Genomic DNA, 25,191 nt, shown 5'->3' on the forward strand with positions numbered 1-25,191 from the left:
CATTTTAAAAGTTGAAATTATATTCCCAAACTTTCTCTTACTCTTTTTATCGTTTGAGTTGCGATAACTCTGGTTTTTTCAGCACCTTCCTGTAGTTTTGCTTCCAATTCATTTAGATTATTCATATAATAAGTGAAGGTTTCTCTTTCCTTCTCAAATCTGGTTAAAATCAAATCCAATAATTCTTTTTTGGCGTGACCGTAACCATAATTTCCGGCTAAGTATTTGGCTCTCAATTCTTCTGTCTGTTCCGGTGTCGCAATTAATGAATAGATAGCAAAAACTTTATCTGTATCAGGATCTTTTGGGTTTTCGAGAGGTGTAGAATCAGTTTCGATGGACATTACTTGTTTCTTTAATTCTTTTTCGGGCAAGAAAATATTAATAATATTTCCTCTGGATTTTGACATTTTATGTCCATCGATTCCCGGAACATATTTCGTATTTTCTTCCAGTTCGGCTTTTGGTAAAACAAAAACTTCACCCATCTGATTATTGAATCTGGATGCTACATCGCGTGCTATTTCCAAGTGTTGCAGCTGGTCTTTTCCCACAGGAACAATCTCTGCGTCATATAACAAAATATCAGCAGCCATCAGGATCGGATAAGTAAACAATCCGGCATTGACATCCTGTAATCGGTCTGCTTTATCTTTGAAAGAATGAGCAAGAGTCAGTCTCTGGTAAGGGAAAAAGCACGACAAATGCCATGATAATTCACAAGTTTCCGGGATGTCACTTTGTCTGTAGAAAAATGTTTTTTCTGTATCCAGTCCGCAGGCAAGCCAGGCTGCAGCAATCTCGTAAGTGTTCTGTTTCAGTTCTTTTGCATCTTTGATTTGGGTTAAAGAATGCAGGTTAGCAATAAACAAAAAAGATTCGTTCTCTGCTTTTTTTGATAACTCGATTGCGGGAATAATGGCTCCCAAAAGGTTTCCGAGATGTGGCGTACCTGTGGCTTGTATACCTGTAAGTATTCTTGACATTATAATTTTTTCAGATTGTAAAAATAAGAAAGATAAAAAGTTTGGACAACTTAAAAAAACGAAAGGATTTATTTGATTTCTATTCTTTCTCCTCCAAACTTCGGTTCCACACCAAATAAAAAATCCCAGAACACTTTTGCTCTTGCTAATTTTTCGCGGACATTAGTTTTAAAACCTGCATATTGGTTAACGTCTTTTGCATTATAACCAAAGGCTTCTATGCCATTTTTTTGCGCAAGAAAAACAGCACGTTCATTATGGAATTGCTGAGAAACAATAATGTAGGATTTCTGTCCAAAAATTTCTTTGGCTCTCACCACCGAATCCAAAGTTCTGAAACCTGCGAAATCTTCGTAAATCTTATCTGCTGGAATGCCGGATCTGATTAGCTCGTTCTTCATGTCTTCCGGTTCGTTGTAATGTTTTCGGGAGTTATCACCGCTTACAATAATATTTTTAATTTTTCCGGATTTGTAAAGTTGAACTGTAGCCTCGATTCGGTTAAAAAAATAAGGATTCGGGTTTCCGTTGGCCAGTATTTTACTGGTTCCTAAAAGAAGTCCGACTTTTTCATTGGGAAGTTCTGACAATTCGGAGGTAACTTTGTCTTCGGTTTCATTTTCGATTTTGAAATTAGCCCAGAAAATAAAAAGAACCGATATTCCGAAGAAAATCAGTCCTGCAAATAATATTTTTTTGAATCGTTTCATAGTTAAAAATCCAATCCATTGGGGAAAGCTTTCTTTCTGAAGATATACAAAAATAATGCACCCAGCGTAATAGAACTGTCCGCAACATTAAAAATATACTTAAAGAATTCAATCCTGTTACCTCCAAAGATTGGAACCCAGTCCGGCCAGGTTGTATCAACCAGGGGAAAATGGAGCATATCTACCACACAGCCTTTCATCAGATCAGAATAGCCGTGTCCAAATTGTGTTAGTTTAGAAATTCCGCCGTAATCGATCCATCTTCCGGATTCTGCATCATAAAAAGTACCGCTGTCAAAAATAACACCGTAGAAAATACCGTCAAAAACATTGCCGATTGCGCCTGCAAATATCATCGCCATTGGAATGATCAGATAATTGGATGCGCCTTCTCTCAACCACTTTTTGAACAGAAAAACCATTCCGATTGCCAGGACGATTCTCAAAAGAATTAACGTGTATTTTCCCCACAATCCGCCAAAGTGCAGGCCATATGCCATCCCGGGATTTTCTACGAAAGTCAGTTTGAACCAGCTCAGTCCGAAAACGTTGATGCTTTCTCCAAGATAAAAATGAGTCTTAACATAGATTTTAGAAAACTGGTCTATTAATAGAATAAGAAAAGTGATGAGTACTATTTTTTTCATTACAATCCTTTGGGTTTTTGATTTTTATTAATTTTTTTCTCCTTTCTGTCGTTGATTTTTTGAACCGTTTTCTGATTATGAAATTGATTTCTGGTGTGAAATTTTTCAAACTCAATGCCCATATCTTTCAATACGCTTTTCAGCGCTGTCAGTTCCATAGAGTTTTTTGGATGTACAATAATAGATTCCATTGATTAAATTTTTGAGATCTGTTTCCTTCAAAAAGAGTTTTGCAAATGTAATTCAAATAACTTATTTCTTGGACAATTCGTCCAGTCTTTTGCGTTCTTTTTGTGTCAGATCATTTAAGCCGTTTTTTCCAATTTTGCTTAAAAGACGATCAATCTCGTCTTGTCTTTCTTTTCGCTGGGCATTATACTCATCATCAATGGAGTAATATTTTTGTCCGGGCTTGAAGATGTTTTTTACCGATTGATTTCTGCTTACGGCAAAACCGACTGCTGCAACCAGAAGTAGAATAATTAGAATTGTCATTTTTGTTATAAGAAAAAAGTCCCAATTTCCAATCTTTAGAATCAGAAATTCGGACTTTGTGTTTTGATAAACAGTGATTTATCTTTGCATATTCTTAGCCTCAATGCTAAGTGTGGCATGCGGAACAGCCTGGAGCCTTTCTTTTGGAATTAGTTTTCCAGTCACTCTGCAGATACCGTAAGTTTTGTTCTCGATTCTGATGAGCGCGTGTTTCAAATCACGCACAAACTTTTCCTGTCTCGAAGCTAAAATAGCATTCTGTTCTTTACTCAGTGTTTCAGCGCCTTCTTCAAAAGCTTTGAAAGTTGGCGAAGTATCGTCCGTTCCGTTATTTTGATTATTAATAAAACTCTCTTTTATAAGACCAAGGTCGTTTTCAGCTTTTGCGATTTTGTCTTGAATCAGTTTCTTGAATTCCTGAAGCTCAGCATCGCTATATCGTAATTTTTCGTCAGCCATTTCCAGCGGTTATTTATTGTTTAACTTTTATTCTATTTTATTATCACGCATTTTTCAACCAGCAAGAATAAAGATAAAATTTGAAAATAATCCAGTTAAAAATTCAATTAACAAATCCTTAATAATAAAGTAATATGGATTATATTTTCTCAATTTTTACTTTGAATTTTTCTTCATCTATCTCTATTTCTTCATAATTTGAAAGTGAATTTACAAATTCTATTTTATCCGACAATACTTCTGCAGAAATATATGCATCATTGTTAATAAATTCTTGTCGGAAAGGGCAGGATTCTTCCATTTCAATTGAAATTCTGTCCGTTAATTCAAAATCTTTGTCTTTTCTCAGGTTTTGAACCCTGTTGATGAACTCCCTTGCGATTCCTTCAGCCTTCAATTCCTCCGTTAGCGTCAAATCTAATGCCACAGTTGTTTTGCCTTCGCTTGCAACCGTCCAGCCCGGGATATCTTTCGTGGAAATTTCAACATCTTCTATCGTAATTTCGTAGCCTGCAACCTCTGTTTTTCCTAATTTTTCCAACTCAGTAATCTGTTCGGAAGTAAAGTTTGAAATCTCTCCAGCAACCGTTTTCATATCTTTTCCTAATCTCGCACCCAGCGTTTTGAAATTCGGTTTGATCTGTTTTACAATAAGATGCGATGCTTCTTCTGCATTAATCAGTTGTAATTCCTTAACATTCACTTCTTGCTTGATGAGTTCTGAAACTGCCAGAATCTGCTCTTCTGTCTTTTTATCCAAAACAGGAATCATCACTTTTTGAAGTGGCTGACGAACTTTTACATTTTCTTTTTTTCTTAACGAAAAAACCATCGAAGTAATTTGCTGAGCCAAATGTGTTTTTTCAACCAAATCCTGGTCAATCAAACTTTCATCTGCAACAGGGAAATCCGTCAGGTGAACAGAGTTTACCAAATCTCTTCCGGTTACTTTGTTAAGATCCTGGAACAATTGGTCCATAAAGAATGGTGCAATTGGTGCAGACAATTTAGCAACAGTTTCAAGACAAGTATATAAAGTCTGATAAGCGGAAATTTTGTCATCGGAATAATCACCTTTCCAGAAACGTCTTCTGCATAGTCTCACGTACCAATTGGACAAGTTATCATTAACAAACGTATTGATTGCTCTTGCAGCTTTGGTCGGTTCGTAATCTTCGTAGAAAGATTTTACTTCTTTGATTAATAAGTTTAATTCGGATAAAATCCAACGATCAATTTCCGGACGGTTTTCTACGTTACTTTCAAGATATTTGAAGCCGTCAACGTTAGCATACAAAGCGAAGAAAGAATAAGTGTTATAAAGTGTTCCGAAGAATTTTCTTCTCACTTCGTCAATTCCTTCAATATCGAATTTTAAGTTTTCCCAAGGATTCGCGTTCGAAATCATATACCAACGCGTTGCATCTGGTCCGTAAACCGCCAGCGTTTCGAACGGATCAACAGCGTTCCCCAAACGTTTAGACATTTTTTGTCCGTTTTTGTCTAAGACCAAACCATTCGACACTACATTTTTATAAGCGACTGAGTCGAAAACCGTTGTTGCAATTGCGTGCAAAGTATAGAACCAGCCACGCGTCTGGTCAACGCCTTCCGCGATAAAATCTGCAGGGAAAGCTTTGTTGTTGTCTACTTGTTCTTTATTTTCGAAAGGATAGTGCAATTGCGCATAAGGCATCGAACCCGAATCGAACCATACGTCAATCAAATCGCTTTCGCGCTTCATCGGTTTTCCCGAAGCTGAAACCAAGGTAATTTGGTCAACAATATTTTTATGAAGGTCAACTTTCGCATAGTTTTCTTCAGACATATCGCCAATCACAAAACCTTTGAAAGGATTTTCTTTTTGGAAACCGGCTTTGATTGATTTTTCGATTTCGTTGTATAATTCCTCAACAGAACCGATTAAAACTTCTTCTTTTTTGTCATCTGTTCTCCAAATCGGTAACGGAATTCCCCAATATCTTGAACGGGAAAGATTCCAGTCGTTGGCATTTTTCAGCCAGTTTCCGAAACGGCCTTCACCGGTAGATTTTGGTTTCCAGTTGATTGTTTCATTCAAATCGAACATTCTGTCTTTCACATCAGTTACTTTGATGAACCAAGAATCCAACGGATAGTACAACAATGGCTCATCGGTTCTCCAACTGTGCGGATAACTGTGGACATATTTTTCAACTTTGAAAGCTTTGTTTTCTTTTCTTAATTTAAGTGCAATTCTCTCATCTACGGATAGATAGACTTTTAAATCCGAGATGATCGATTTTAATTTCTCTTTCTGAATGTTAAATTCTGCAGTTTTTTCGTCATCATTAAGATATTCAGACTTCACATATTCATTTGCAAAACCGTAGATCTCATCATTAACAACCGATAAGAATCGACCTTGCAAATCTACCAAAGGAACAGGATTTCCATTATAATCCAAAACCAACATTGGCGGAACTTCCGGCGAAGCTTCTTTTGCTACCTTAGCATCATCCGCACCAAAAGTCGGAGCTGTGTGAACGATTCCCGTTCCGTCTTCCGTTGTTACGAAGTCTCCAGAAATTACTCGAAAAGCATTCTCCGGATTTTGGTAAGGTTTCGCGTAGTCTAAAAGTTGCTCGTATTTAATTCCAACCAGATCAGCACCTTTGAATTCTGCTAAGATTTGATAAGGAATGGTTTTGCTTTCTGAAGTGTAGTTGGCGAAATCTTCCTCAGTTCCTTCCACGAATTTTTTTCCAAATTGTTTTCCAACCAAAGGTTTAGCTAAAACAATATTGATCGGCTCAAATGTATATTGATTGAAAGTCTTAACTAAAACATAATCGATTTTTGGTCCGACAGTTAAAGCGGTGTTTGATGGTAAAGTCCAAGGTGTTGTCGTCCAAGCCAGGAAATGAACATCACCAAAACCTTGTAAAAATGAAGGCAGAGTTTCCGGCAAAGTTTTGAACTGAGCTACAACAGTCGTGTCCGTCACATCACGGTAAGCGCCAGGCTGATTAACCTCGTGAGAAGATAATCCAGTTCCAGCTTTCGGAGAATACGGCTGGATTGTGTAACCTTTGTAGATAAGACCTTTGTCATACATCTGCTTCAAAAGCCACCAAACCGTTTCCATATATTTTGGTTTGTAAGTTACATATGGATTTTCCATATCGACCCAATAGCCGATTTTTTCGGTCATATCGTTCCAGACATCTGTGTAACGCATAACAGCGTTTTTACAGGCTTCGTTGTATTCTTCGATTGTTATTTTTTTACCGATGTCTTCTTTGGTAATTCCCAATTCTTTTTCCACACCCAATTCTACAGGAAGTCCGTGTGTGTCCCAACCGGCTTTACGGAAAACCTGTTTCCCGTTTTGCGTCTGGTAACGGCAAAAAATATCCTTAATCGCTCTTGCCATAACGTGGTGAATTCCCGGCATTCCGTTGGCGGAAGGCGGTCCTTCGTAAAAAACAAACTCCGGCTGTCCTTCACGAAGTTCTACGGATTTTTTGAAAGTGTCGTTATTTTTCCAGAATTCTGCAATGTTTTTAGCAGTTTCGGTAAGGCTAAGATTTTTATATTCGGTAAACTTGCTCATTTTTAATGTGTCAAATCTGTTTCTTGTGGATTAAGTTTGCGAATTTAGTGATTTTTGTCGATTTTTAAAGCATATTTTATGGCGTTTCTGAATGTTAAAAACTTCAATTTCAGAATCATAAAATTATATTATGTTTTATAAATTTGTCCTTTAAAATCATCATACTTGGAACTGTACCCAATCATCGAGAAATCAACGGCTGAAGAAATTAAAAAATTTCAGGAATCAAAATTGAAAGAACTGTTGATTTACCTGCAAAATCATTCGCCATTTTATCAGAAATTATTCAAAGAAAATCATATCGATATTAATGATATCAATACGTTGGAAGATCTGCGCAAAATTCCTACTACGGAAAAGAATGATATTCAGCAAAATAATAATGATTTCTTTTGTGTTCCGATGACCGAAATTGTTGATTTCAGTACCACTTCCGGAACTTTAGGCGACCCTGTGACTTTTGGTCTTTCAGAAAAAGATATGGAAAGAATTGCCTACAACGAAGCAATTTCTCTTTCGTGCGCAGGGATTTCCAAAGGTGATGTCGTTCAAATGATTACAACGATCGATAAGCGCTTCATTGCCGGCTTAGCTTATTTGCTTGGTCTCAGAAAAATCGGGGCAGGCGTTGTGAGAATGGGACCGGGAATTCCTGAATTACAATGGGATTCAATTTTTAGATACAAGCCAAGATATCTGATAACCGTTCCGTCTTTTCTATTGAAAATGATCGATTATGCTGAGAAAAATGGTATAGATTATAAAAATTCAAGCGTGGTTGGTGCGGTATGCATTGGCGAAAGTATAAAAAATCAGGATTTCACAGATAATATTTTGTCTCAAAAAATCAAGGAAAGATGGAATATTCAGTTGTTTTCAACTTATGCTTCTACGGAAATGAGTACGGCTTTTACAGAATGTGAATTTCAAGTTGGTGGACATCATCATCCGGAATTGATCATTACAGAAATCCTCGATGAAGACGAGAATCCTGTAAAAGAAGGAGAAAGCGGTGAATTAACGATTACAACTTTGGGGGTTGAAGCGCTTCCGTTGTTGAGATTTAAAACCGGAGATCTGGTAAAAGCGCATTACGAACCTTGTAAATGCGGCCGAAATACAATGCGATTAAGTCCTGTTATCGGAAGAAAACAGCAAATGATAAAATACAAAGGAACGACGCTTTATCCGCCGGCGATGAATGATATTTTGAATGATTTTGCGGGAATTTCCTGTTATCAGATTGTGATCCACTCCAGTGAAATAGGTTTGGATGAAATTATTATTAAGTTGAGTACAGAAAATAACGATGAAAATTTTGTGAATGAAGTTCGGGATCATTTCCGTGCAAAATTGAGAGTCAGTCCGAAAATTGAGATTGTCGATTTTGATACTTTGTTTAAAATAGTTCATCATCCGAACAGTAGAAAACCAATTAATTTTATAGATTTACGAACATAAAAATTATATTTAACAAATCAACTATGAAAAAACTATTTTTACTGGGATTGATAGCTGTTTCAACATTTTTAACAGCTCAGAAAATGAAGGTCACATCAGGTAGCTTCGCTGCCTTGAAGGGAATCACACTATATGATGTAACATTCGATTATTCTAATCTTAAGGTTGACAAATTCAAAACTGAAGAGGATTTCCTTAAGGATAAAATGAAAAAAAGAGAAGAGAAAGGAACAGATGATGATTTCAAAAAGTCTTGGTTTGCTGACAGAGAAGACCGTTATGAACCAAAATTTATCGAATCTTTTAACAAAAGAGAACCGTCTATCCAGGTTGGGAAAAACAATGGAGCTCCTTATGTAATGACAGTAAAAACAACTTGGATATATCCTGGATACAATGTGGGTGCGTGGCGACAGGATTCTAAGATCAATACTACAATTACAATATCTGATAAAGCTAATCCAGATAAGATTCTCTTAACTGTTGATTATTCCGATGTTCCGGGCGGAGGTGCTTTTGGAAACGATTATAACTCAGGATACAGGATTTCTGAATCTTACGCAAAACTGGCAAAAGAATTGGCAGCAGATATCAAGAAAGGAAAAAAATAATATTATTTATTAAAAAACAAAAAGACCGCATATCGCGGTCTTTTTTTATTGTTGTTCCTGTTTTTCTGTTTTGATATAATTGGCAAGATTGACAATCGCAGAATCGTGCAATCTTACAAAAGGATTTTTCTTGTTCCAAACATAGCCCGCCAAGACAGCGCAGATTTTTCTTTTGACATCCGGATTTTCTGGCTGATGAAAAAATAATTCCTGGAGATTGCCGGTGTACCATTCCTTTACATAAGTCGTGAAAACATTAACACCGTACAAAATATAATCCGAATATTCTTTTTGCCAATCAATAGTTTCGCCATTTATTTGTCTTAAGGCTAATTTTGCGGCTAGCATTCCGGATTCTGTTGCGAAAGCCATTCCCGATGAAAAAACCGGGTCAAGGAATTCCGATGCATTTCCTGTCAAAGCAAATCCGTCTCCGAATAAACTTTTTACCGAACAGGAATAATCTTTCAAATGTTTGGGTTCAAAAAGAAATTCCACATCGCCAAAACGTTTTACATAATAATCGGAAAGAGCAATCGCTTTTCTTAAAGCAACTGTTGCATCTCCGTTTTCTATTAGCTTTTCGATATATTCAGTCGGACCAACGACTCCCAAACTCGTATTGCCATTTGAGAAAGGAATAACCCAAAGCCAGACTTCAGTTTCAATGATGTCAAAAGAAATCAAAGTGCCTTCAACACCTTCCTCTCTGTTGATGTCATCAACATGAGAAAAAATAGCAGAATGAGGAGACAATTTCGAAGGTTTTTCCAAATCTAAAAGTTTCGGTAAAACCCGTCCGTAGCCACTGGAATCAATCACAAATTTAGCGTGAATTTCCTTCGTTTCTCCGTTTTTATTTTTGACAGTTGTAATAGAATCAGTTCCATTGAATTCAATCCCGACGACTTCGGTTTCAAACTCAAGATCAATTCCTTTATTAATAACTTCCTGGGCTAATGCATTGTCAAAATCGGCTCTCGGAACCTGCCAGGTCCAGTCCCAGCCTTCCCCAAATTTGTTGCTGAAATCGAAAATGCAAACCTCGTCGCCTCGCATAAAACGTGCGCCCAATTTCTTTTCAAATCTCATTTTATCAAGTGCAGGAAATAGTCCGGCTTCATCAAAATGGTCCATTACTCTTGGAATCAGACTTTCGCCAACAACCAGTCTTGGAAATTTTGTTTTCTCGACAACTTTTACATTGATGTTATTCTTTTTGAGAAATGCAGAAGAAACGCAGCCAGAAGGACCAGCTCCAATTACAAGAACATCAACAAATTCTTTACCCATTTGTTTAATAAAACTTTTATCTTTGCGCAAAATTAATGACAAATATTGAATTATATTACAAATTTGTCTCTTATCACCATAATTAATGAAAATTAACGACCATTTAAACATTCAGGATTTTCAAAAGATAATCATTGGCAACCAAAAGATAGAATTGGATAATGAGCTGCTGCAAAGAGTAGAGAAAAGTTTCCAGTTTTTAAAAGAATTTTCAAAAAATAAAGTCATATACGGTGTGAACACGGGTTTCGGACCAATGGCGCAATTCAAAATCAACGATAGCGATACCCATCAGTTACAATATAATCTGATAAGAAGTCATTCTTCAGGTATCGGAAATCCGTTACCCGCAGATGAAGTTAAGGCTTGTATGTTGGCAAGATTGAATGTCTTATCATTAGGACATTCCGGTGTTCACGATTCGGTTATTTATCTACTTAAAGAATTAATTAACAGAGATGTTACACCGATTATTTTTGAACACGGAGGTGTTGGCGCAAGTGGAGATCTGGTTCAGTTGGCGCATTTAGCTTTAGTTCTTATTGGCGAAGGCGAGGTTTTTTATAGAGACGAAAGAAGATCAACAAAAGATGTTTTTGGAGAACTAGGATTGGAACCGATAAAAGTAGAGATTCGTGAAGGTCTGGCTTTGATGAACGGAACTTCTGTGATGTCGGGAATCGGAATCGTTAATGCTTATAAAGCCAGCCAGTTAACAGAAATTTCTATTAAATTATCTTGCGCGATCAACGAGATTGTTCAGGCTTACGATGATCATTTTTCAGAATCTCTGAATGCAACGAAAAGGCATGTTGGACAACAAAAAGTTGCGGAGAAAATGCGTGAATATCTTTCTGACAGCCAGTTGATAAGGAAAAGAGAAGACCATCTCTATACAAGTTTTGAAGAGCAGGAAAAAGTTTTTAAAGATAAGGTTCAGGAATATTACTCTTTGAGATGTGTTCCGCAGATCTTAGGACCGGTTTTAGACACCTTGGAATATACAGAAGTTGTTCTTGAAAACGAAATTAATTCTGCCAATGATAATCCAATCATTAATGTTGAAGATCAGCATGTTTATCATGGCGGAAACTTCCACGGCGATTATATTTCTCTTGAGATGGATAAGCTTAAAATCGTTGTTACGAAACTGACAATGTTAGCAGAAAGACAACTGAACTATCTTTTGAATTCTAAAATCAATGAAATACTTCCACCGTTTGTGAATCTGGGGAAATTAGGATTCAATTTCGGGATGCAGGGCGTTCAGTTCACGGCAACTTCTACAACGGCAGAAAGCCAAATGTTGTCTAATCCGATGTATATCCACAGTATCCCGAATAATAACGACAATCAGGATATTGTAAGTATGGGAACCAATGCTGCGGTAATTTGCAGAAAAGTTATAGAAAATGCTTTCGAAGTATTATCGATTGAATTGATTACGATTGTTCAGGCAATTGAATATCTTGGGTTCCAGGATAAAGTTTCATCATCGACTAAAGAATTGTATGACGAAATCAGAAAAATAATCCCTGCTTTTTCCGATGATATGGTAATGTATCCATATCTGCAAAAAGTGAAGGAGTATCTGATGAAAACTGAAGCTTTATATCATTAATACAGAAGATTATGAAATGTGCAATCATAACAGGAGGATCCAGAGGAATTGGCAGAGCTATTTGTCTGAAATTGGCCGAGGAAAAAAATTATCATATTCTGATTAATTATACTTCCAATCAGGCTGCGGCAGAGGAAACTTTACAAGGTGTTGAAGAGTTGGGTTCTACAGGCGAAATTCTTAAATTTGATGTAAGTAATGCCGAAGAAACCCAGAATGTTTTAAATAATTGGCAGGAAAAAAATCCGGATTCTGTGGTTGAAGTTATTGTCAATAATGCAGGAATCACAAAGGATGGATTGTTTATGTGGATGAAACACGAAGACTGGAACAATGTTATCAATACAAGTTTGAACGGGTTTTTTAATGTGACTAATTTTTTTATCCAAAGATTGTTGCGTAATAAATATGGCAGAATCATCAATATGGTTTCTGTTTCCGGAGTTAAAGGAACAGCAGGACAGACTAATTATTCAGCCGCAAAAGCAGCGGTAATTGGCGCAACAAAAGCTTTGGCACAAGAGATTGCTAAACGGAATATAACTGTAAATGCTGTCGCACCGGGATTTATCAAAACCGATATGACGCAGGACTTTGATGAGAACGAACTGAAAGCAATGATACCGGCGAACCGATTTGGTGAGGCGGAAGAAGTAGCTGATCTTGTTGCATTTTTAGCTTCTAAGAAGTCATCTTACATTACAGGTGAAGTGATTAATATTAATGGAGGAATTTATTCTTAAATAATGTACCAATATATCAGTGTAACAGCTTACTAATATTGAAATTGTTACATTATTAGACTGATACATTGTTAAATTTGATAAAATGGAAAATAGAGTTGTGATTACCGGGATGGGAATTTATTCCTGCATTGGGACTTCTTTGGAAGAGGTGAAGAAGTCGCTCTATGATGGCAAATCCGGGATCGTTCTGGACCAGGACAGAAAGGAATTTGGTTACAGGTCCGGTTTAACGGGACGCGTTCCGAAGCCAGATCTTAAAAGTCTTCTAAGCAGGAGACAGCGTATCAGTATGGGCGAGGAAAGCGAATATGCTTACCTGGCTACAATTGATGCGTTAAAACAAGCCGGAATAGAACAGGAATTCCTGGACGCTAATGAAGTCGGGATTTTATATGGTAACGACAGTGTTTCACAGGCAGTTATAGAAGCTACAGACATCGTTAGAGAAAAAAAAGATACTCAATTGATGGGTTCTGGTGCAATTTTTAAATCAATGAATTCCACTGTAACCATGAATCTTTCCACAATTTTTAAATTAAGAGGAATTAATCTGACAATCAGTGCAGCTTGTGCAAGCGGATCCCATTCTCTGGGATTAGCTTATCTTTTGATCAAGAATGGATTACAAGATGCTGTTGTCTGTGGAGGAGCGCAGGAAACCAACAAGTTTTCGATGGCGAGCTTTGACGGATTAGGCGTTTTTTCTGTGAGAGAAGATAACCCTACAAAAGCTTCAAGACCATTTGATTCCGGAAGAGATGGATTGATTCCAAGTGGTGGCGCTGCAACTTTGATTGTTGAAAGTTTGGAATCTGCACAGCGGCGGGGTGCAAATATCATTGCAGAAATTGTTGGTTATGGTTTCTCATCCAATGGCGGACATATTTCTACACCCAATGTGGACGGACCGGCTTTGGCAATGGAAAGATCTCTGACTCAAGCCGGGCTAACGGCGGGAGATATTGATTATATCAATGCCCACGCAACATCTACACCTTTAGGCGATGCTAACGAAGCAAAAGCGATTTATGAAATTTTCGGTAACGGAGTTCCGGTAAGCTCTACCAAATCCATGACGGGACATGAATGCTGGATGGCTGGAGCAAGTGAGATTATATATTCGGTTCTGATGATGCAGAATAATTTTATTGCACCAAATATCAATCTCGATAATCCGGACGAAGATGCAAAAAAGATAAATTTAATCTCTGAAACAAAAAATCAAAAAATTGACGTATTTTTGTCGAATTCTTTTGGTTTTGGAGGAACCAATTCGTCACTAATTGTTAAAAAATTTGTTTAAAGACATTATGGAAAGAGAAAAAATTGTTACAATTGTTAATGATTTTCTTGTCAATGAGTTTGAAGTGGACCGCGATGATATCGTCAACGATGCCAATTTTAAGGAAACGTTGGGCTTGGACAGTTTGGATTATATCGATATGGTTGTTGTAATTGAGTCTAATTTTGGTGTAAAGTTGGGTGAAGCTGATTTTAAAAAGGTCGTTACTTTTGATGATTTTTATGATACGATAGAAACCAAAATTTCTGAAAAAGTAGCATAACTAATATTTCAAAGATATACCAATATTACTGATAATTGGTAATTCATCATGACTAAGTGGAAAGGCAAGTCCAAAGGAACGATACTCGGTTACAGGATATTTGTTTGGAGCATCAAAAATCTTGGCGTCCACAGTTCATATTTTGTGCTGTATTTTGTAGCAACTTATTACTTCTTGTTTCTTAAGAAGAGCAATCAATATATTTCATATTATTTTCGAAGGAGATTAGGTTATAGTTTTTGGAAATCAAAGCTGTCTGTTTTCAAAAGTTACTTTGTTTTTGGAAAAGTATTGATTGACAAAACGGCTATTTCTGTAGGTTTAAGAAACCGATTCACTTATGAATTCGACGGGATAGAAAATCTCAAAAGCCTTCTCAACGAGAAAAAAGGTGGTGTCTTGATCAGTGCCCATATCGGCAACTTTGAGATTGCAGAACATTTTTTTGCAGATATAGATTTTGATGCGCAGATCAACTTAGTCACAACTGATCAGGAAGTTACAGTCATCAAAGAATATCTGGACAGTATTGCGGTAAAAAGAAGTAACATCAAATTTATTTACGTCAAGGATGATATGTCCCACATTTTTGACATCAATCAGGCTTTGTCCAACAACGAATTGATTTGCTTCACAGGCGACCGCTATTTCGAAGGCTCCAAATTTCTCGAAGCAGAATTGCTAGGTAAGACTGCCAGATTTCCGGCAGGCCCTTTTCTTATTGCATCCAGATTGAGCGTTCCTGTTCTGTATGTGTATGTTATGAAAGAAAAAAATCTGCATTACCATTTATATGCAAGAGTTGCTCAGAACATTAAAAAACGGGATTCGCAGGGACTTTTAAACTCCTACACCCAAAATCTTGAATCAATGATTAAAAAATATCCGCTCCAATGGTTCAATTACTTCGACTTTTGGGACGATATTGATTAATTTTCAATATTTTTATGGCAGCTTAATCCGCCTTCCGCTCCCAATCTTTTTATTTTTTAGCAAAAAAACAAAAAGGATTTCCGCTCAAGTCGGGCTGCGAGTGATTCAACGTTTAAAGCTTATTTTTTTATTTAACATCTAAAGTCTAACATCTCACTTCTCTAGGAATTGGAAAAAGAATACGACATACTTGTTATCGGAAGCGGTTTGGGAGGTCTTGTGTCTGCTCTAGTTTTGGCAAAAGAAGGTCTGAAAGTGTGTGTGTTAGAAAAAAACAACCAATATGGTGGTAACCTGCAGACTTTTTCCAGAAACAAGCTGATTTTTGATACAGGTGTCCACTATTTGGGCGGACTTTCCAAAGGGCAAAATCTTAACCAATATTTCACATATCTCGGAATAATGGACGGACTGAACCTAAAAAAACTGGATGAAAACGGTTTTGATAAGATTACTTTTGATAATGACGAGATAGAATATCCGCATTCCCAAGGTTACGATAATTTTGTAGAGCAACTCTCTGCAATTTTTCCGGATGAAAAAGAAAATTTGAAAAAATACATAGAAGAGATCCAAAACGTTTGTAACGAGTTTCCCCGATACAATCTTGTTGGTGAAGGGAAATATAACGATGATATTCTTTACATCAATGCTCAGGAATTTATAGAATCTGTTACTTCTAATAAAAAACTTCAGGCTGTTTTATCCGGTTCTAATTTTTTATATGCCGGGATTGCTCATAAAACGCCACTCTATGTCCATGCATTAACAGTTAACTCCTACATTCAGAGTTCTTACAAATGCATTAATGGAGGAAGTCAGATTTCAAAACTGATCATCAAGGAACTTCGTAATCACGGGGCAGAAGTTTATAAACACTCAGAAGTTACAGAAATGATCTTCGACGACAATAATGTGCTGAAATCCGTAAAAACAAAAAATGGAAAAGAATTTTTTTCGAAAAAATTCATATCAAATATAGAAATCAGAACGACATTAGATTTAGCGGGACGGGATCGATTTAAAAAATCGTTTACCAATAGAGTTAATGACTTCGTTCCCACAAGTTCTTGTTTCAGTATTTATATTGTTTTGAAGCCTCAATCCTTCAAGCATTTTAATTACAACTATTACCATTACAAGTCAGAAGATAAGGTTTGGAACGGCTCTAGCTATTCCAGGGAAAGCTGGCCGGAGTGTTATATGCTGTCATCTTGTTCTTCAAAAGATAACCCTGATTTTGCAGAGAGTCTTACCGCTATTACCTATATGGATTATGATGAGGTTAGGGAATGGGAAAAGACTTTTAATATAGTTGCAGACAAGCATGAAAGAGGACAGGAATATGAGGATTTTAAGAAAAGAAAAGCTGAACAATTCATTGCTGAAATAGAAAAAAAATATCCTCATCTGCGATCTCATATTGTGGAGATTTATACTTCATCGCCATTATCTTACAGGGATTATATTGGTGGTTACAAAGGAAATATGTACGGCTATGTAAAAGATTCCGGCAATCCTTTGAAAACGATCATCTCCCCAAAAACCAAAATCAGTAATTTGTTCTTGACGGGACAAAGCATCAACATGCATGGAATTCTTGGTGTTACGATTGGCGCATTTGTTACATGTTCGGAAATTCTTGGAAAAGAAGTGATTGACGAAAGATTAATGAAAGTTTTAAATAAGAATTGATGAAGAGAGTTTTACTTTACCTTTTATTGATTCTCAACATCACATCCTGCGGAATAAGAAAATCTATCAAACACATTCCCGATGTAAAACAATATTCGCTTGAAATTCCGAAAGTTAACAAGATCAACGACTCTACTTTTAGTTTTAATCAGAATTATTTAACAAAAAATAAACAACAGCTTTGGGAATTGTATATTAAAGGAAATCCTTTGCAACTGGGTTACAATAACGGAGCTTTGACGCAAAATCTGATGCAGAAACAGGAAGAGATTTTCTTTTCAAAAGTAGAAGGTTTTGTACCATCGAAGTTTAAGCAAAATTTATTGCGCGGTTTTCTAAAGTGGTACAACCGGAAAATGTACCTGAACGTTCGTGAAGATTATCAGGCAGAATTATACGGTTTATCCCAATATTCATCAGATAAATATGATTTTATAGCTCCGAAATTTTTAAGAAGTATGTATTTGCACGGTGCCCATGATATTGGCCACGCGATGCAGGATTTAATGGTTGTGGGCTGTACTTCTCTCGCGGTCTGGAATGAAAATACAGAAGATGGAGACCTGCTGATCGGAAGGAATTTTGATTTTCATGTAGGCGATGATTTTTCTAAAAATAAATTGATCGAATTTGTAGAGCCGGAAGAAGGAATTCCTTACCTGTCCGTAAGCTGGCCGGGAATGATAGGTGTCGTTTCGGGGATGAATAAGGAAGGAATTACGGTGACGATCAATGCAGGAAAATCTAAAATTCCGCTGACGGCAAAAACACCAATTTCTCTGGTAACAAGAGAAATTTTACAATATGCCAAAAACATCGATGAAGCAATTGCCATTGCCAGAAAACGGAAAGTTTTCGTTTCAGAATCGATTTTGGTGGGAAGCGCGAATGATAAGAATGCGGTGATTATTGAAGTTTCTCCAAACAATTTTGGAGTGTACAAAGTGGAAAATACAAGCCGTGTTTTTTGTACGAATCATTTCCAGTCGGATGCTTACAAAAATGACAAGAGGAATCAGAAACATATTGTAGAAAGCCATTCTGAGTACCGTTATGAAAAATTACAGGAACTTTTACAGGAAAATAAAAAGCTTAATCCTGAGAAAATGGCAGCAATCTTAAGAGATAAATCGGGTTTGAATGGAGAAAAGATCGGCTATGGAAATGAAAAGGCAATCAATCAGTTGTTAGCGCATCATGCGGTGATTTTTTCGCCTCAGAAAAAGCTGGTTTGGGTTTCTTCGAATCCGTACCAGTTGGGAGAATTTGTTTGCTATGATTTAAATGAAATTTTTTCGGATAAAAGATTGAAAAACAGAGAGTTTGCAAAATCAAACTTAAACATAGCAAAAGATCCTTTCGTAGATTCTAAGGAATTTGAAAACTATGAAGAGTATAAATTTGCCAGCTCTGAAGTGAATCATGCAACTGATGATAAGGACGTAATGCTTACGGATGATTTTCTGCTCTATTACCAGTCTTTGAATCCTGATTTTTGGCTGGTGTATTATCAATCCGGAAAATATTATTTTAATAAAAAAGAATATTCCAAAGCAAAAATGGAATTCGAAAAAGCTTTGACTAAAGAGATTACAACCATTCCAGATAAAGAAAATGTGGAAAGATACTTGAAGAAAACGTTAAGGAAATTGAGGTAGTTTTTTTGTTTCGGCGGCGGCAAAGCCGCCGCCGAAACCTTGAATCCAATAACGAGAAAAATTAGCTAATCTCCGGACTTACCCGGTTCAAAAACAAAAATGTTGCGATACCAGAAATAACCGAAGCCATACTTGCTAAGATCATACTTCCGATTACATATTGTAGCAAATTATTCTTTACAAGATCAAAATTTAATTCCTGACTAAAAATATCACTGTTTCCACTCACAAACGGAGCTCCTAAAAACAATGAAGCAGCAATAATAAAAGGAATAAATGGAGGTAAGCTCACATTGGAAGCTACAAAAGCCAACACTTTATTCAATTTAAAAAGAACGGCTAAAGAAATTACCAGTAAGGTTTGGAATCCCCAGAACGGAGATAATCCTATAAAAACACCCAGAGCTATAGAAAACGCTTTGTTACGGTTGGTTCCGTCACTTTCTAAAACATCTTCTTTGATGAACTTTTTAAAGCTTTTTTTTTTGAAATTATTCACGAAGTTTCGCGGAATAATATAAAGCAAAGTGATGGTTACCAAGATAGTATTGAGAATGCTGATCCTCGTAAAATCTTTAAAAGGCCTGAAATGCGAAACCCTTTCCGCAGGATCATACAAAACTTTTATCGGAACATTCTTTACATGAACATGCCTCCATGCTGTCCGCACAATTATTTCAATCTCAAACTCGAATTTTGGGGTGAAATATTTTTTCGGAATTCTGTGTAAAGGGTATAATCGATAACCGGATTGCGTATCTTCAAGCTTAATTCCTGTCTCAAACCAGAACCAAAAATTAGAAAAACGGTTTCCAAAACTGCTTTTCTTCGGAATTCCGTCCTGAGACATATTTCTGTTTCCAATCAATAAAACATCTTCATTTTCATTAAGCAAAGCTTCCACAAAAACAGGAATATCATCTGGATAATGCTGTCCGTCGGAATCTATCGTTATTGCATAGTTATAACCTGATTTTTTTGCCTTTCTGAAGCCGATTTTCAAGCCGTTTCCTTTTCCTCTGTTCTCAGGTAAACTGATGACATTGATTTGAGGATATTGGTTTAAGATTTCCTTTGTGGAATCGGTAGAGCCATCGTTGACAACAATGATATTTTCTGTGTATTCTAAAACACCGTCGATCACTCTTTTCAGAGTTTTTTCATTATTGTAAGTAGGAATTAAAACGCAGATCTTTTTTTCAGCGATTGCATTTTGTACTTCAGGCAGGGTCATTCGGTTATTTTAATGAATTTTTTTCTGCTGCGGTCATCGTTTTAGACTGCATAGCGAATTTTCTGATGTATGTTTTCAGTGCGGAATTTTGCTTAGAATAATTATTTAGAATAAAAGTTTTATCTTCTTTCAGATTTTTATTATATCCTACAATTTTAGGAATATTTTCCTGAACACTCATTCGGATCACTCTCAGTTCGGCATTGTTCGGATTGCTTTTAATAATCGCTTCAAGACTTGTTGCGCCGGATTTCACCAAAGCTTTTCTGTTGTTCTTGGTAATTTTGGCTTCCATAATCTTGGCTGCAGCTTTATAGCCCTGAATTACAGCGTCTGATCCGGATGTTTTTTCCGCAATATTGATGAATTCTTCCGTATTTGCATTAGACGAATTGGCCTTTGCATAGCTTTCCCTTAAAGATTCAAGACCCGATTGGAAAAAAAGAATAAAAGCCGTTAAAAATGAAAAAATTAGCTTCATTTTGCTGTTTTTTGGTAGTTAACTGACATTTTTAATGCAATAGTCTCGCCAAAAGACGTTGTATTTTTTACTTTCACTTCTTCTTCGGTCTGAGTGATATCGAGTTGCAGTTTCAGGTCCGGTGTTTCAAACGGATTGATGATCGCCATAAATTTCACGTTGGATGCCGTTTTTAAAAATAAAGGCGAACCAGTGAATTCCTCAGAAAGTTCTTTTACGATCTGCATCATGCAAACTCCCGGAGTAACAGGATTTCCGGGGAAATGTCCCTTGAAAATATCATGATCTTTATTAAGGGAAATGTTGGCAATATAACTTCCGTTTTCTGCCTGTTCGTATGATTGTAAAGTATAAAAATCTGTAAGAATGGTCTGCATGTTATTCTGTTTCAGTTATTTGAAATAGTTTTATGTTGATCTTGAAATCTTTGTGTTGAAGATCAATACTATCCGCGAAGATATGTTTTTTTGCATCAAAAGTAAAATCGATTTTTTCCTTATTATTTTTCGTGTAAATGATTTGTTTCAATAAACCATTTTCTTTGTTAAAGAATAAATAATATGTTTTTTTATCAATTTTTGAAAGATAGATTTTAGAATTTTGGTTTTCAAAACTTTCATTCACAGGATATTGTCTTTTTAAAAGATGCTGAAAGTCGTTCTTTAAAAAGTTGATGACAATTTTTTTGTCTAAATCAGGAAGAACATAGTTCAGCTTAAAATTATTATCCGAAATTTCAAAATCGATTAATTTATTTCCGAAATCTGAAGTTAAAACAACACGATGCGTCGTTTCGTTAATTTTTTTTAATATCAAAATTCCGCTGACATGATTTTTATAAATATCTATCTGACATTTATAAACATAATCTTCGTTGGAAGAAAAATATAAATTCTCAACTGTTTTTTCAGAATTGGAAACAGGTTTTACATTCGTTAATTTGTATGTCTTACACGAAACGAACAGTAAGAAAATCAGGCTATAAACTGAATTCTGAAGCAGCAATCGGCGCATTGATCTTGGTATTTTTAAAAACAATATTCGTCGTGTCACCTGAAGCTTCCGTCATATTCACCTGCGAAACCGTTGATTGGCCTTTTGGAAAACTCAATTCGATCTGTTTAATGTATTTCAGCAATTGAGCTGATTTCGGAGTAAATTTTGCAATGTTGAAATTCGCATTTTTTAAGTAAGTCACAGAAAATTCGGGATCGTTGAACATTTGTCCGTTTGAACTTCCGACAATCAGTTTATTGATCTTCTCAAACGTTTTGCTTTTCGCATCAACCGAAGATTTTTTCCCCTGGTCATTGATGAAAATTTTATTATCCTTGAAAACAATACTGTACTGATAAGGTTTCGTATACTTCCAACTCAGCATATTCGGAGTTTTTAAAGACATTTTTCCGTACGTTACGATGCTTTTATCCAAAAAATCCATTTTTTTGGTTTGGGTAAAATCTGCCTGTAAGGTTTTTATTTCTTTGGTTTCCGAAGAAACTTTAGTTACAAATGCTTTTGCTTCCGCTCCAGACATCGCCGTATTTTGAGCAAAAAAGAAGCTTGAAACTAATAAGAATACTCCGAGAGCAATATTTTTAATCATTGTTTAACGTTTTTAAATTTAACCACAAAAGTCACAAAAGATTATTTTTTAACTTAAATATTTAGAAATAGAGTTTACAAAAGATGAAAATCAAAGATTTTCAGGACTTATGTGTTCTTCTTACAATTTAAACTTAAAATTCTAATATGTTAAAAAGCTTTTGTCTCTTTTGTGGTTAAAATATTATCAATTGTAAAAGTTGAATAATTTTTATCCTTCAAAAATACTAATAAATCCACCAAAACATTGTACGTTTTTTCCGAAGTATCGTGGAGAAGAATAATACTTCCTTTTTTCAATCCTTTGGTAACTTTTCGGTAAATTTTTTTCTCATCTTCTGTAATCGTATCTAACGAACGAACATTCCAGCCGATGCTTTTTTTATGAGTTTTTTTAATGGCTTTGGCAATATTCGGATTGGTAACTCCAAAAGGTGGTCGATATAAATTGGTCTTTAAATTTCCGATTTTCAACATCACTTCATCGCATTTTTCAATCTCTTCAACCATTTTTGAAGTCGATAAAAATCCGGTTTTGTTGGAATGTGAAAGTGTATGATTTCCAATCTTATGACCTTCTGCAATAATTCTTTGGAACGTTTCGGGATATTTTTCAATCTGTTTTCCGATGCAGAAAAAGGTCGCTTTTACGTTATTTTCTTTCAACAGATCTAAAAATTTTGGTGTGAATTCTGTTGGTCCATCATCAAAAGTCAGAGCCACTTCCTTGATCTTTGTTCTTTTATGAGTGATGCTGTTAACGAAATATCCCAGTTCAATATCGAAAGAACCCCAAACAACAACTGCAGAAAACAATAAAAAACAAAACAAATACATCCAAAAAGTTCCGTGAAACGCATAAATAAAAACGTTACAGAAAAGATAAAATAGGATAAATGGGTAATGTTTCATCTTTATTGTTTTTGGATTTGGTTTAAAATATCCACAATTTTATATGCGCAATGTCATTCTGAATGGAGCAAAGCTAACTGAATGGAGCAAAGCTAAATGAAGAATCTAAAATATAATATAGAGATTCTTCCTTCGTCAGAATGACAAACTTGAGTTAAAAACTAAGCTTTCCCTAACAAAACCAAACTATGGTCATTTCCTCCCAAATGATTATAAAGCAAAATATTTTTAATTCTGTCTTTCTTCACCGAATTAATCATCATCACTTCCGGAATTTCCTGATTTTTAAGAATATGACAAGCCATAAATGTCGAAAAACCACTTGCTGTATTAAATTCGCCACTCAAATGTTTATAATACAACAAAGCCGAATTTTCAAACAAATTCATTGCTTTTGCATAATAAACATTCGATTTCGCATCTCCGCTGAAACCTAAAATTACAGCATCAATTTCATCATTTTTCAAATTATTTTTAGCTAAAAAATCTTCAATAAATTGTTGAGTTTCTTCTAAATCTAATCTGTTGCTGATTTGAATATCTTTTAATTGAGCGTAAGAATTTTCAGTTTTATCTTTCCCTAAAACAAAAAAACTTGCCCCTTCTCCCCAAATAACGCCGTCTGTTGTCGAGTTCAGATAATCAACGGGAAGATTTTCTTCTTTTTTAATGGTTTTGTTTAATCTGTACAATTCCATGGTTCGGTCGGTTTGTTCGTCTGTGGAACCAACCAAAATGTTCTCTGCTTCACCATCATTGATCTGTAATTTTGCGTCTAAAAATGAAAATTCCAGCGAGGAAGATGTGTTGACATACGTGAAATTGTATGCGTGACATTGCAGACCTAACGCAATTTGTCCCGCAACCGTATTGTGTGTAGACTGAATAAAAAACGTAGGAGTCAGAAACTCTTCATTGTTATCCAATACATTTTTCAGGAATTTTTCAGAATCCTGGGAACAGCCCATTCCTGTTCCGACGATAATCGCGTCAGGATTTTCGATTCGGGCTTCTTTTAAAGCATATTGTGAAGCTACGGAACTCATTTTTACGGTTTTAGACATTCTTCTGCTGGCTGCAGGCGGAATGAATTCCTTGTAATTGGGTTCGATCACTTTTAAAACCTGAGATGAATTTTCGGGCTTAAGATTTTGGAAAAAATTTTCATTTAATGTGTCCTGAACTGAGATACAGGCTGCACTGTTGATGTAAACTGCACTCATGATTTTGAAAAAATTAAAGTTGAACAATTTCCTCCAAAACCAAACGAGTTGGAAAGAACGTGGTTAATATTTTTCTCTTTGAGTTCCGTTACAGGCGTTAAATCAAATTCTTCCATTTTTGTTTTAAAATTCAGATTCGGGAAAATAAGATTGTTTTGAATGGCCAACAACGAATATACCGCTTCAATTACCGCCGCCGCTGCTAAAGTATGACCCGTAAAAGCTTTTGTAGAACTGAATTCCGGAACTTTATTTTCTCCAAAAATTCGGATCATTGCAATGCCTTCAGATAAATCATTATTCGGAGTTGCCGTTCCATGAACGTTGATATAATCGATGTTTTCTTTATCTAAGCCTGAAATTTTCAATGCTTTTTCCATGGCTAAATAAGCGCCTTGTCCGTTTTCCGAAGAAGCGGTCTGGTGATGCGCATCGTTCGCATTTCCGTATCCTGAAAGATAGCCTAAGACTTTTTTATTTTCCTTTTTTACGATTTCATCAGATTCCAAAACGATGAAAGCGGCGGCTTCACCCAGATTCAGACCTTTTCTGTCATTGTCAAAAGGGGTGTTGTAAGAATCTGTCAGAATCATCAGCGTATTGAAACCATTCAACGTAAATTTTGAAAGAGAATCTGTTCCGCCAACAATCACGCGATCCAAAACACCGTTTTTAATCAATTTTGCGCCCATCATAATCGCATTGGCTGCAGACGAACAAGCCGTACTGATCGTTGAAACCATGCCTTTTAAGCCAAGATAATCTGCAATCAATAACGATGAATTTCCTGCATCATGTGCGTCAATATATTTTTGCTTTTCAGGAAAGTCTTCGTAAGTGTAGAAATATTTTTCGGTTACGTCCATTCCGCCAACGCTGGTTGAGGAAATCAGACCGGTTTTATATTCATTAATGTCAGAAATTCTGGCACTTTCTACAGCTTCTTTTGCAGCAACCATGCCTAACAAAGAGGTTCTTGTAGCATTGTTATCTTCATTTAACAGAAGTTTTTCAACAAGTTCTTTATTAGACAATTTTATTTCGCCCGTTTTGATATTTCCAACATGACGAGTTTCAAACAATTGAATGTCTGAAATTCCGTGTTTTCCGGTTTTTAACGAACTCAAATTTTCCTCCACATTGTTTCCAATAGCGGAAATGATGCCCATTCCTGTTATGGCAATTTTTTGACCCATCTTAATTTTATAATGTAACAATGTATCAATGTAACAGTTTACCAATTGCTAGACCGCTACATGGA

At 36.0% G+C, this 25,191-nt stretch carries 25 protein-coding genes; 9 read left to right on the plus strand and 16 right to left on the minus strand.

Features of this window, described 5'->3' with window-relative positions; translation table 11 throughout:
- Nucleotides 1-17 precede the first annotated feature (17 nt).
- The 7 genes from trpS to ileS form a co-directional block, all read right to left on the minus strand.
- The gene (gene trpS, locus QOL71_RS15505) at nt 18-986 is read right to left on the minus strand and encodes a tryptophan--tRNA ligase (protein ID WP_283417805.1); all 969 of its coding nucleotides are present in this window, start codon (nt 984-986) and stop codon (nt 18-20) included.
- Nucleotides 987-1,054: 68 nt separating this feature from the next.
- Nucleotides 1,055-1,696 (minus strand): SanA/YdcF family protein, encoded by a 642-nt coding sequence (locus QOL71_RS15510; RefSeq protein ID WP_283417806.1) that lies wholly within the window; start codon nt 1,694-1,696, stop codon nt 1,055-1,057.
- A 2-nt stretch (nt 1,697-1,698) separates the two neighbouring features.
- Nucleotides 1,699-2,343 carry a lipoprotein signal peptidase gene (locus QOL71_RS15515; protein WP_120212340.1) on the minus strand — a complete coding sequence of 215 codons (645 nt, stop codon included), beginning with the start codon at nt 2,341-2,343 and terminating at the stop codon, nt 1,699-1,701.
- Nucleotides 2,343-2,534, minus strand: a complete 192-nt coding sequence (locus tag QOL71_RS15520) for a DUF2683 family protein (RefSeq protein WP_283417807.1) — start codon at nt 2,532-2,534, stop codon at nt 2,343-2,345. The genes QOL71_RS15515 and QOL71_RS15520 overlap by 1 nt, the downstream gene beginning before the upstream one ends.
- Before the next feature lie 61 nt (nt 2,535-2,595).
- Complete coding sequence (locus QOL71_RS15525) at nt 2,596-2,838, minus strand: DUF6576 domain-containing protein (protein WP_283417808.1); 243 nt, start codon at nt 2,836-2,838, stop codon at nt 2,596-2,598.
- Between the two features lie 78 nt (nt 2,839-2,916).
- Nucleotides 2,917-3,297 (minus strand): TraR/DksA family transcriptional regulator, encoded by a 381-nt coding sequence (locus tag QOL71_RS15530; protein WP_072997529.1) that lies wholly within the window; start codon nt 3,295-3,297, stop codon nt 2,917-2,919.
- 139 nt (nt 3,298-3,436) lie between these two features.
- Nucleotides 3,437-6,892 carry an isoleucine--tRNA ligase gene (ileS, locus tag QOL71_RS15535; protein ID WP_283417809.1) on the minus strand — a complete coding sequence of 1,152 codons (3,456 nt, stop codon included), beginning with the start codon at nt 6,890-6,892 and terminating at the stop codon, nt 3,437-3,439.
- Nucleotides 6,893-7,063: 171 nt separating this feature from the next.
- Here ileS and flxY point away from each other — a divergent pair, with 171 nt between their 5' ends.
- Together flxY and QOL71_RS15545 are read left to right on the plus strand one after the other, a co-directional pair.
- On the plus strand, nt 7,064-8,353 hold the full coding sequence (gene flxY, locus QOL71_RS15540) for a flexirubin biosynthesis putative acyl-CoA ligase FlxY (protein WP_283417918.1): 1,290 nt from the start codon (nt 7,064-7,066) through the stop codon (nt 8,351-8,353).
- 23 nt (nt 8,354-8,376) lie between these two features.
- Entirely contained in the window at nt 8,377-8,964 is a 588-nt protein-coding gene (locus tag QOL71_RS15545; protein WP_283417810.1) for a hypothetical protein, read from the plus strand.
- A 45-nt stretch (nt 8,965-9,009) separates the two neighbouring features.
- On the opposite strand, the gene QOL71_RS15550 is transcribed toward QOL71_RS15545, so the two are convergent.
- Nucleotides 9,010-10,257: an NAD(P)/FAD-dependent oxidoreductase gene (locus QOL71_RS15550; RefSeq protein WP_283417811.1), complete on the minus strand. Its 1,248-nt coding sequence runs from the start codon at nt 10,255-10,257 to the stop codon at nt 9,010-9,012.
- A gap of 85 nt (nt 10,258-10,342) precedes the next feature.
- Here QOL71_RS15550 and flxA point away from each other — a divergent pair, with 85 nt between their 5' ends.
- From flxA to QOL71_RS15585, 7 genes are all read left to right on the plus strand, one after another.
- Nucleotides 10,343-11,878 carry a flexirubin biosynthesis tyrosine ammonia-lyase FlxA gene (gene flxA / locus QOL71_RS15555; RefSeq protein ID WP_283417812.1) on the plus strand — a complete coding sequence of 512 codons (1,536 nt, stop codon included), beginning with the start codon at nt 10,343-10,345 and terminating at the stop codon, nt 11,876-11,878.
- Nucleotides 11,879-11,889: 11 nt separating this feature from the next.
- Nucleotides 11,890-12,621 (plus strand): flexirubin biosynthesis SDR family reductase FlxB, encoded by a 732-nt coding sequence (gene flxB / locus QOL71_RS15560; protein ID WP_283417813.1) that lies wholly within the window; start codon nt 11,890-11,892, stop codon nt 12,619-12,621.
- An 85-nt stretch (nt 12,622-12,706) separates the two neighbouring features.
- Nucleotides 12,707-13,927: a beta-ketoacyl-[acyl-carrier-protein] synthase family protein gene (locus QOL71_RS15565; protein ID WP_283417814.1), complete on the plus strand. Its 1,221-nt coding sequence runs from the start codon at nt 12,707-12,709 to the stop codon at nt 13,925-13,927.
- A gap of 7 nt (nt 13,928-13,934) precedes the next feature.
- Nucleotides 13,935-14,189, plus strand: a complete 255-nt coding sequence (locus QOL71_RS15570; RefSeq protein ID WP_283417815.1) for an acyl carrier protein — start codon at nt 13,935-13,937, stop codon at nt 14,187-14,189.
- 48 nt (nt 14,190-14,237) lie between these two features.
- Entirely contained in the window at nt 14,238-15,122 is an 885-nt protein-coding gene (locus tag QOL71_RS15575) for a lysophospholipid acyltransferase family protein (RefSeq protein ID WP_283417816.1), read from the plus strand.
- A 168-nt stretch (nt 15,123-15,290) separates the two neighbouring features.
- Nucleotides 15,291-16,817 (plus strand): phytoene desaturase family protein, encoded by a 1,527-nt coding sequence (locus tag QOL71_RS15580; protein WP_283417817.1) that lies wholly within the window; start codon nt 15,291-15,293, stop codon nt 16,815-16,817.
- Entirely contained in the window at nt 16,817-18,475 is a 1,659-nt protein-coding gene (locus QOL71_RS15585; RefSeq protein ID WP_283417818.1) for a C45 family autoproteolytic acyltransferase/hydrolase, read from the plus strand. The genes QOL71_RS15580 and QOL71_RS15585 overlap by 1 nt, the downstream gene beginning before the upstream one ends.
- A gap of 61 nt (nt 18,476-18,536) precedes the next feature.
- Here QOL71_RS15585 and QOL71_RS15590 read toward each other — a convergent pair whose 3' ends face one another.
- From QOL71_RS15590 to QOL71_RS15625, 8 genes are all read right to left on the minus strand, one after another.
- Nucleotides 18,537-19,709, minus strand: coding sequence for a DUF2062 domain-containing protein (locus tag QOL71_RS15590; protein WP_283417819.1), 1,173 nt, complete (start codon nt 19,707-19,709; stop codon nt 18,537-18,539).
- Nucleotides 19,710-19,713: 4 nt separating this feature from the next.
- Nucleotides 19,714-20,190: a hypothetical protein gene (locus tag QOL71_RS15595; protein ID WP_283417820.1), complete on the minus strand. Its 477-nt coding sequence runs from the start codon at nt 20,188-20,190 to the stop codon at nt 19,714-19,716.
- Nucleotides 20,187-20,567: an ApeI family dehydratase gene (locus tag QOL71_RS15600; protein ID WP_072958162.1), complete on the minus strand. Its 381-nt coding sequence runs from the start codon at nt 20,565-20,567 to the stop codon at nt 20,187-20,189. The genes QOL71_RS15595 and QOL71_RS15600 overlap by 4 nt, the downstream gene beginning before the upstream one ends.
- 1 nt (nt 20,568) lies before the next feature.
- The gene (gene lolB2 / locus QOL71_RS15605) at nt 20,569-21,204 is read right to left on the minus strand and encodes a flexirubin biosynthesis protein LolB2 (protein ID WP_283417821.1); all 636 of its coding nucleotides are present in this window, start codon (nt 21,202-21,204) and stop codon (nt 20,569-20,571) included.
- Nucleotides 21,170-21,796 carry a flexirubin biosynthesis/transport protein LolA2 gene (gene lolA2, locus QOL71_RS15610; protein WP_283417822.1) on the minus strand — a complete coding sequence of 209 codons (627 nt, stop codon included), beginning with the start codon at nt 21,794-21,796 and terminating at the stop codon, nt 21,170-21,172. The genes lolB2 and lolA2 overlap by 35 nt, the downstream gene beginning before the upstream one ends.
- 149 nt (nt 21,797-21,945) lie before the next feature.
- Nucleotides 21,946-22,707, minus strand: a complete 762-nt coding sequence (locus QOL71_RS15615) for a polysaccharide deacetylase family protein (protein WP_283417823.1) — start codon at nt 22,705-22,707, stop codon at nt 21,946-21,948.
- Nucleotides 22,708-22,868: 161 nt separating this feature from the next.
- Nucleotides 22,869-23,930 carry a beta-ketoacyl synthase N-terminal-like domain-containing protein gene (locus QOL71_RS15620; protein WP_283417824.1) on the minus strand — a complete coding sequence of 354 codons (1,062 nt, stop codon included), beginning with the start codon at nt 23,928-23,930 and terminating at the stop codon, nt 22,869-22,871.
- Nucleotides 23,927-25,126, minus strand: coding sequence for a beta-ketoacyl-[acyl-carrier-protein] synthase family protein (locus tag QOL71_RS15625; protein ID WP_283417825.1), 1,200 nt, complete (start codon nt 25,124-25,126; stop codon nt 23,927-23,929). The genes QOL71_RS15620 and QOL71_RS15625 overlap by 4 nt, the downstream gene beginning before the upstream one ends.
- Between the last annotated feature and the right edge of the window lie 65 nt (nt 25,127-25,191).

It is taken from the genome of Epilithonimonas pallida, from assembly GCF_900182975.1.
Classification (GTDB): domain Bacteria; phylum Bacteroidota; class Bacteroidia; order Flavobacteriales; family Weeksellaceae; genus Epilithonimonas; species Epilithonimonas pallida.

Excerpts from the sequence above, each read along its gene's own strand:
- trpS (WP_283417805.1), bottom strand. The coding sequence starts at position 986 with ATGTCAAGAATACTTACAGGTATACAAGCCACAGGTACGCCACATCTC.
- QOL71_RS15510 (WP_283417806.1), bottom strand. The coding sequence starts at position 1,696 with ATGAAACGATTCAAAAAAATATTATTTGCAGGACTGATTTTCTTCGGA.
- QOL71_RS15515 (WP_120212340.1), bottom strand. The coding sequence starts at position 2,343 with ATGAAAAAAATAGTACTCATCACTTTTCTTATTCTATTAATAGACCAG.
- QOL71_RS15520 (WP_283417807.1), bottom strand. The coding sequence starts at position 2,534 with ATGGAATCTATTATTGTACATCCAAAAAACTCTATGGAACTGACAGCG.
- QOL71_RS15525 (WP_283417808.1), bottom strand. The coding sequence starts at position 2,838 with ATGACAATTCTAATTATTCTACTTCTGGTTGCAGCAGTCGGTTTTGCC.
- QOL71_RS15530 (WP_072997529.1), bottom strand. The coding sequence starts at position 3,297 with ATGGCTGACGAAAAATTACGATATAGCGATGCTGAGCTTCAGGAATTC.
- ileS (WP_283417809.1), bottom strand. The coding sequence starts at position 6,892 with ATGAGCAAGTTTACCGAATATAAAAATCTTAGCCTTACCGAAACTGCT.
- QOL71_RS15545 (WP_283417810.1), top strand. The coding sequence starts at position 8,377 with ATGAAAAAACTATTTTTACTGGGATTGATAGCTGTTTCAACATTTTTA.
- QOL71_RS15550 (WP_283417811.1), bottom strand. The coding sequence starts at position 10,257 with ATGGGTAAAGAATTTGTTGATGTTCTTGTAATTGGAGCTGGTCCTTCT.
- flxA (WP_283417812.1), top strand. The coding sequence starts at position 10,343 with ATGAAAATTAACGACCATTTAAACATTCAGGATTTTCAAAAGATAATC.
- flxB (WP_283417813.1), top strand. The coding sequence starts at position 11,890 with ATGAAATGTGCAATCATAACAGGAGGATCCAGAGGAATTGGCAGAGCT.
- QOL71_RS15565 (WP_283417814.1), top strand. The coding sequence starts at position 12,707 with ATGGAAAATAGAGTTGTGATTACCGGGATGGGAATTTATTCCTGCATT.
- QOL71_RS15570 (WP_283417815.1), top strand. The coding sequence starts at position 13,935 with ATGGAAAGAGAAAAAATTGTTACAATTGTTAATGATTTTCTTGTCAAT.
- QOL71_RS15575 (WP_283417816.1), top strand. The coding sequence starts at position 14,238 with ATGACTAAGTGGAAAGGCAAGTCCAAAGGAACGATACTCGGTTACAGG.
- QOL71_RS15585 (WP_283417818.1), top strand. The coding sequence starts at position 16,817 with ATGAAGAGAGTTTTACTTTACCTTTTATTGATTCTCAACATCACATCC.
- QOL71_RS15590 (WP_283417819.1), bottom strand. The coding sequence starts at position 19,709 with ATGACCCTGCCTGAAGTACAAAATGCAATCGCTGAAAAAAAGATCTGC.
- QOL71_RS15595 (WP_283417820.1), bottom strand. The coding sequence starts at position 20,190 with ATGAAGCTAATTTTTTCATTTTTAACGGCTTTTATTCTTTTTTTCCAA.
- QOL71_RS15600 (WP_072958162.1), bottom strand. The coding sequence starts at position 20,567 with ATGCAGACCATTCTTACAGATTTTTATACTTTACAATCATACGAACAG.
- lolB2 (WP_283417821.1), bottom strand. The coding sequence starts at position 21,204 with ATGCGCCGATTGCTGCTTCAGAATTCAGTTTATAGCCTGATTTTCTTA.
- lolA2 (WP_283417822.1), bottom strand. The coding sequence starts at position 21,796 with ATGATTAAAAATATTGCTCTCGGAGTATTCTTATTAGTTTCAAGCTTC.
- QOL71_RS15615 (WP_283417823.1), bottom strand. The coding sequence starts at position 22,707 with ATGAAACATTACCCATTTATCCTATTTTATCTTTTCTGTAACGTTTTT.
- QOL71_RS15620 (WP_283417824.1), bottom strand. The coding sequence starts at position 23,930 with ATGAGTGCAGTTTACATCAACAGTGCAGCCTGTATCTCAGTTCAGGAC.
- QOL71_RS15625 (WP_283417825.1), bottom strand. The coding sequence starts at position 25,126 with ATGGGTCAAAAAATTGCCATAACAGGAATGGGCATCATTTCCGCTATT.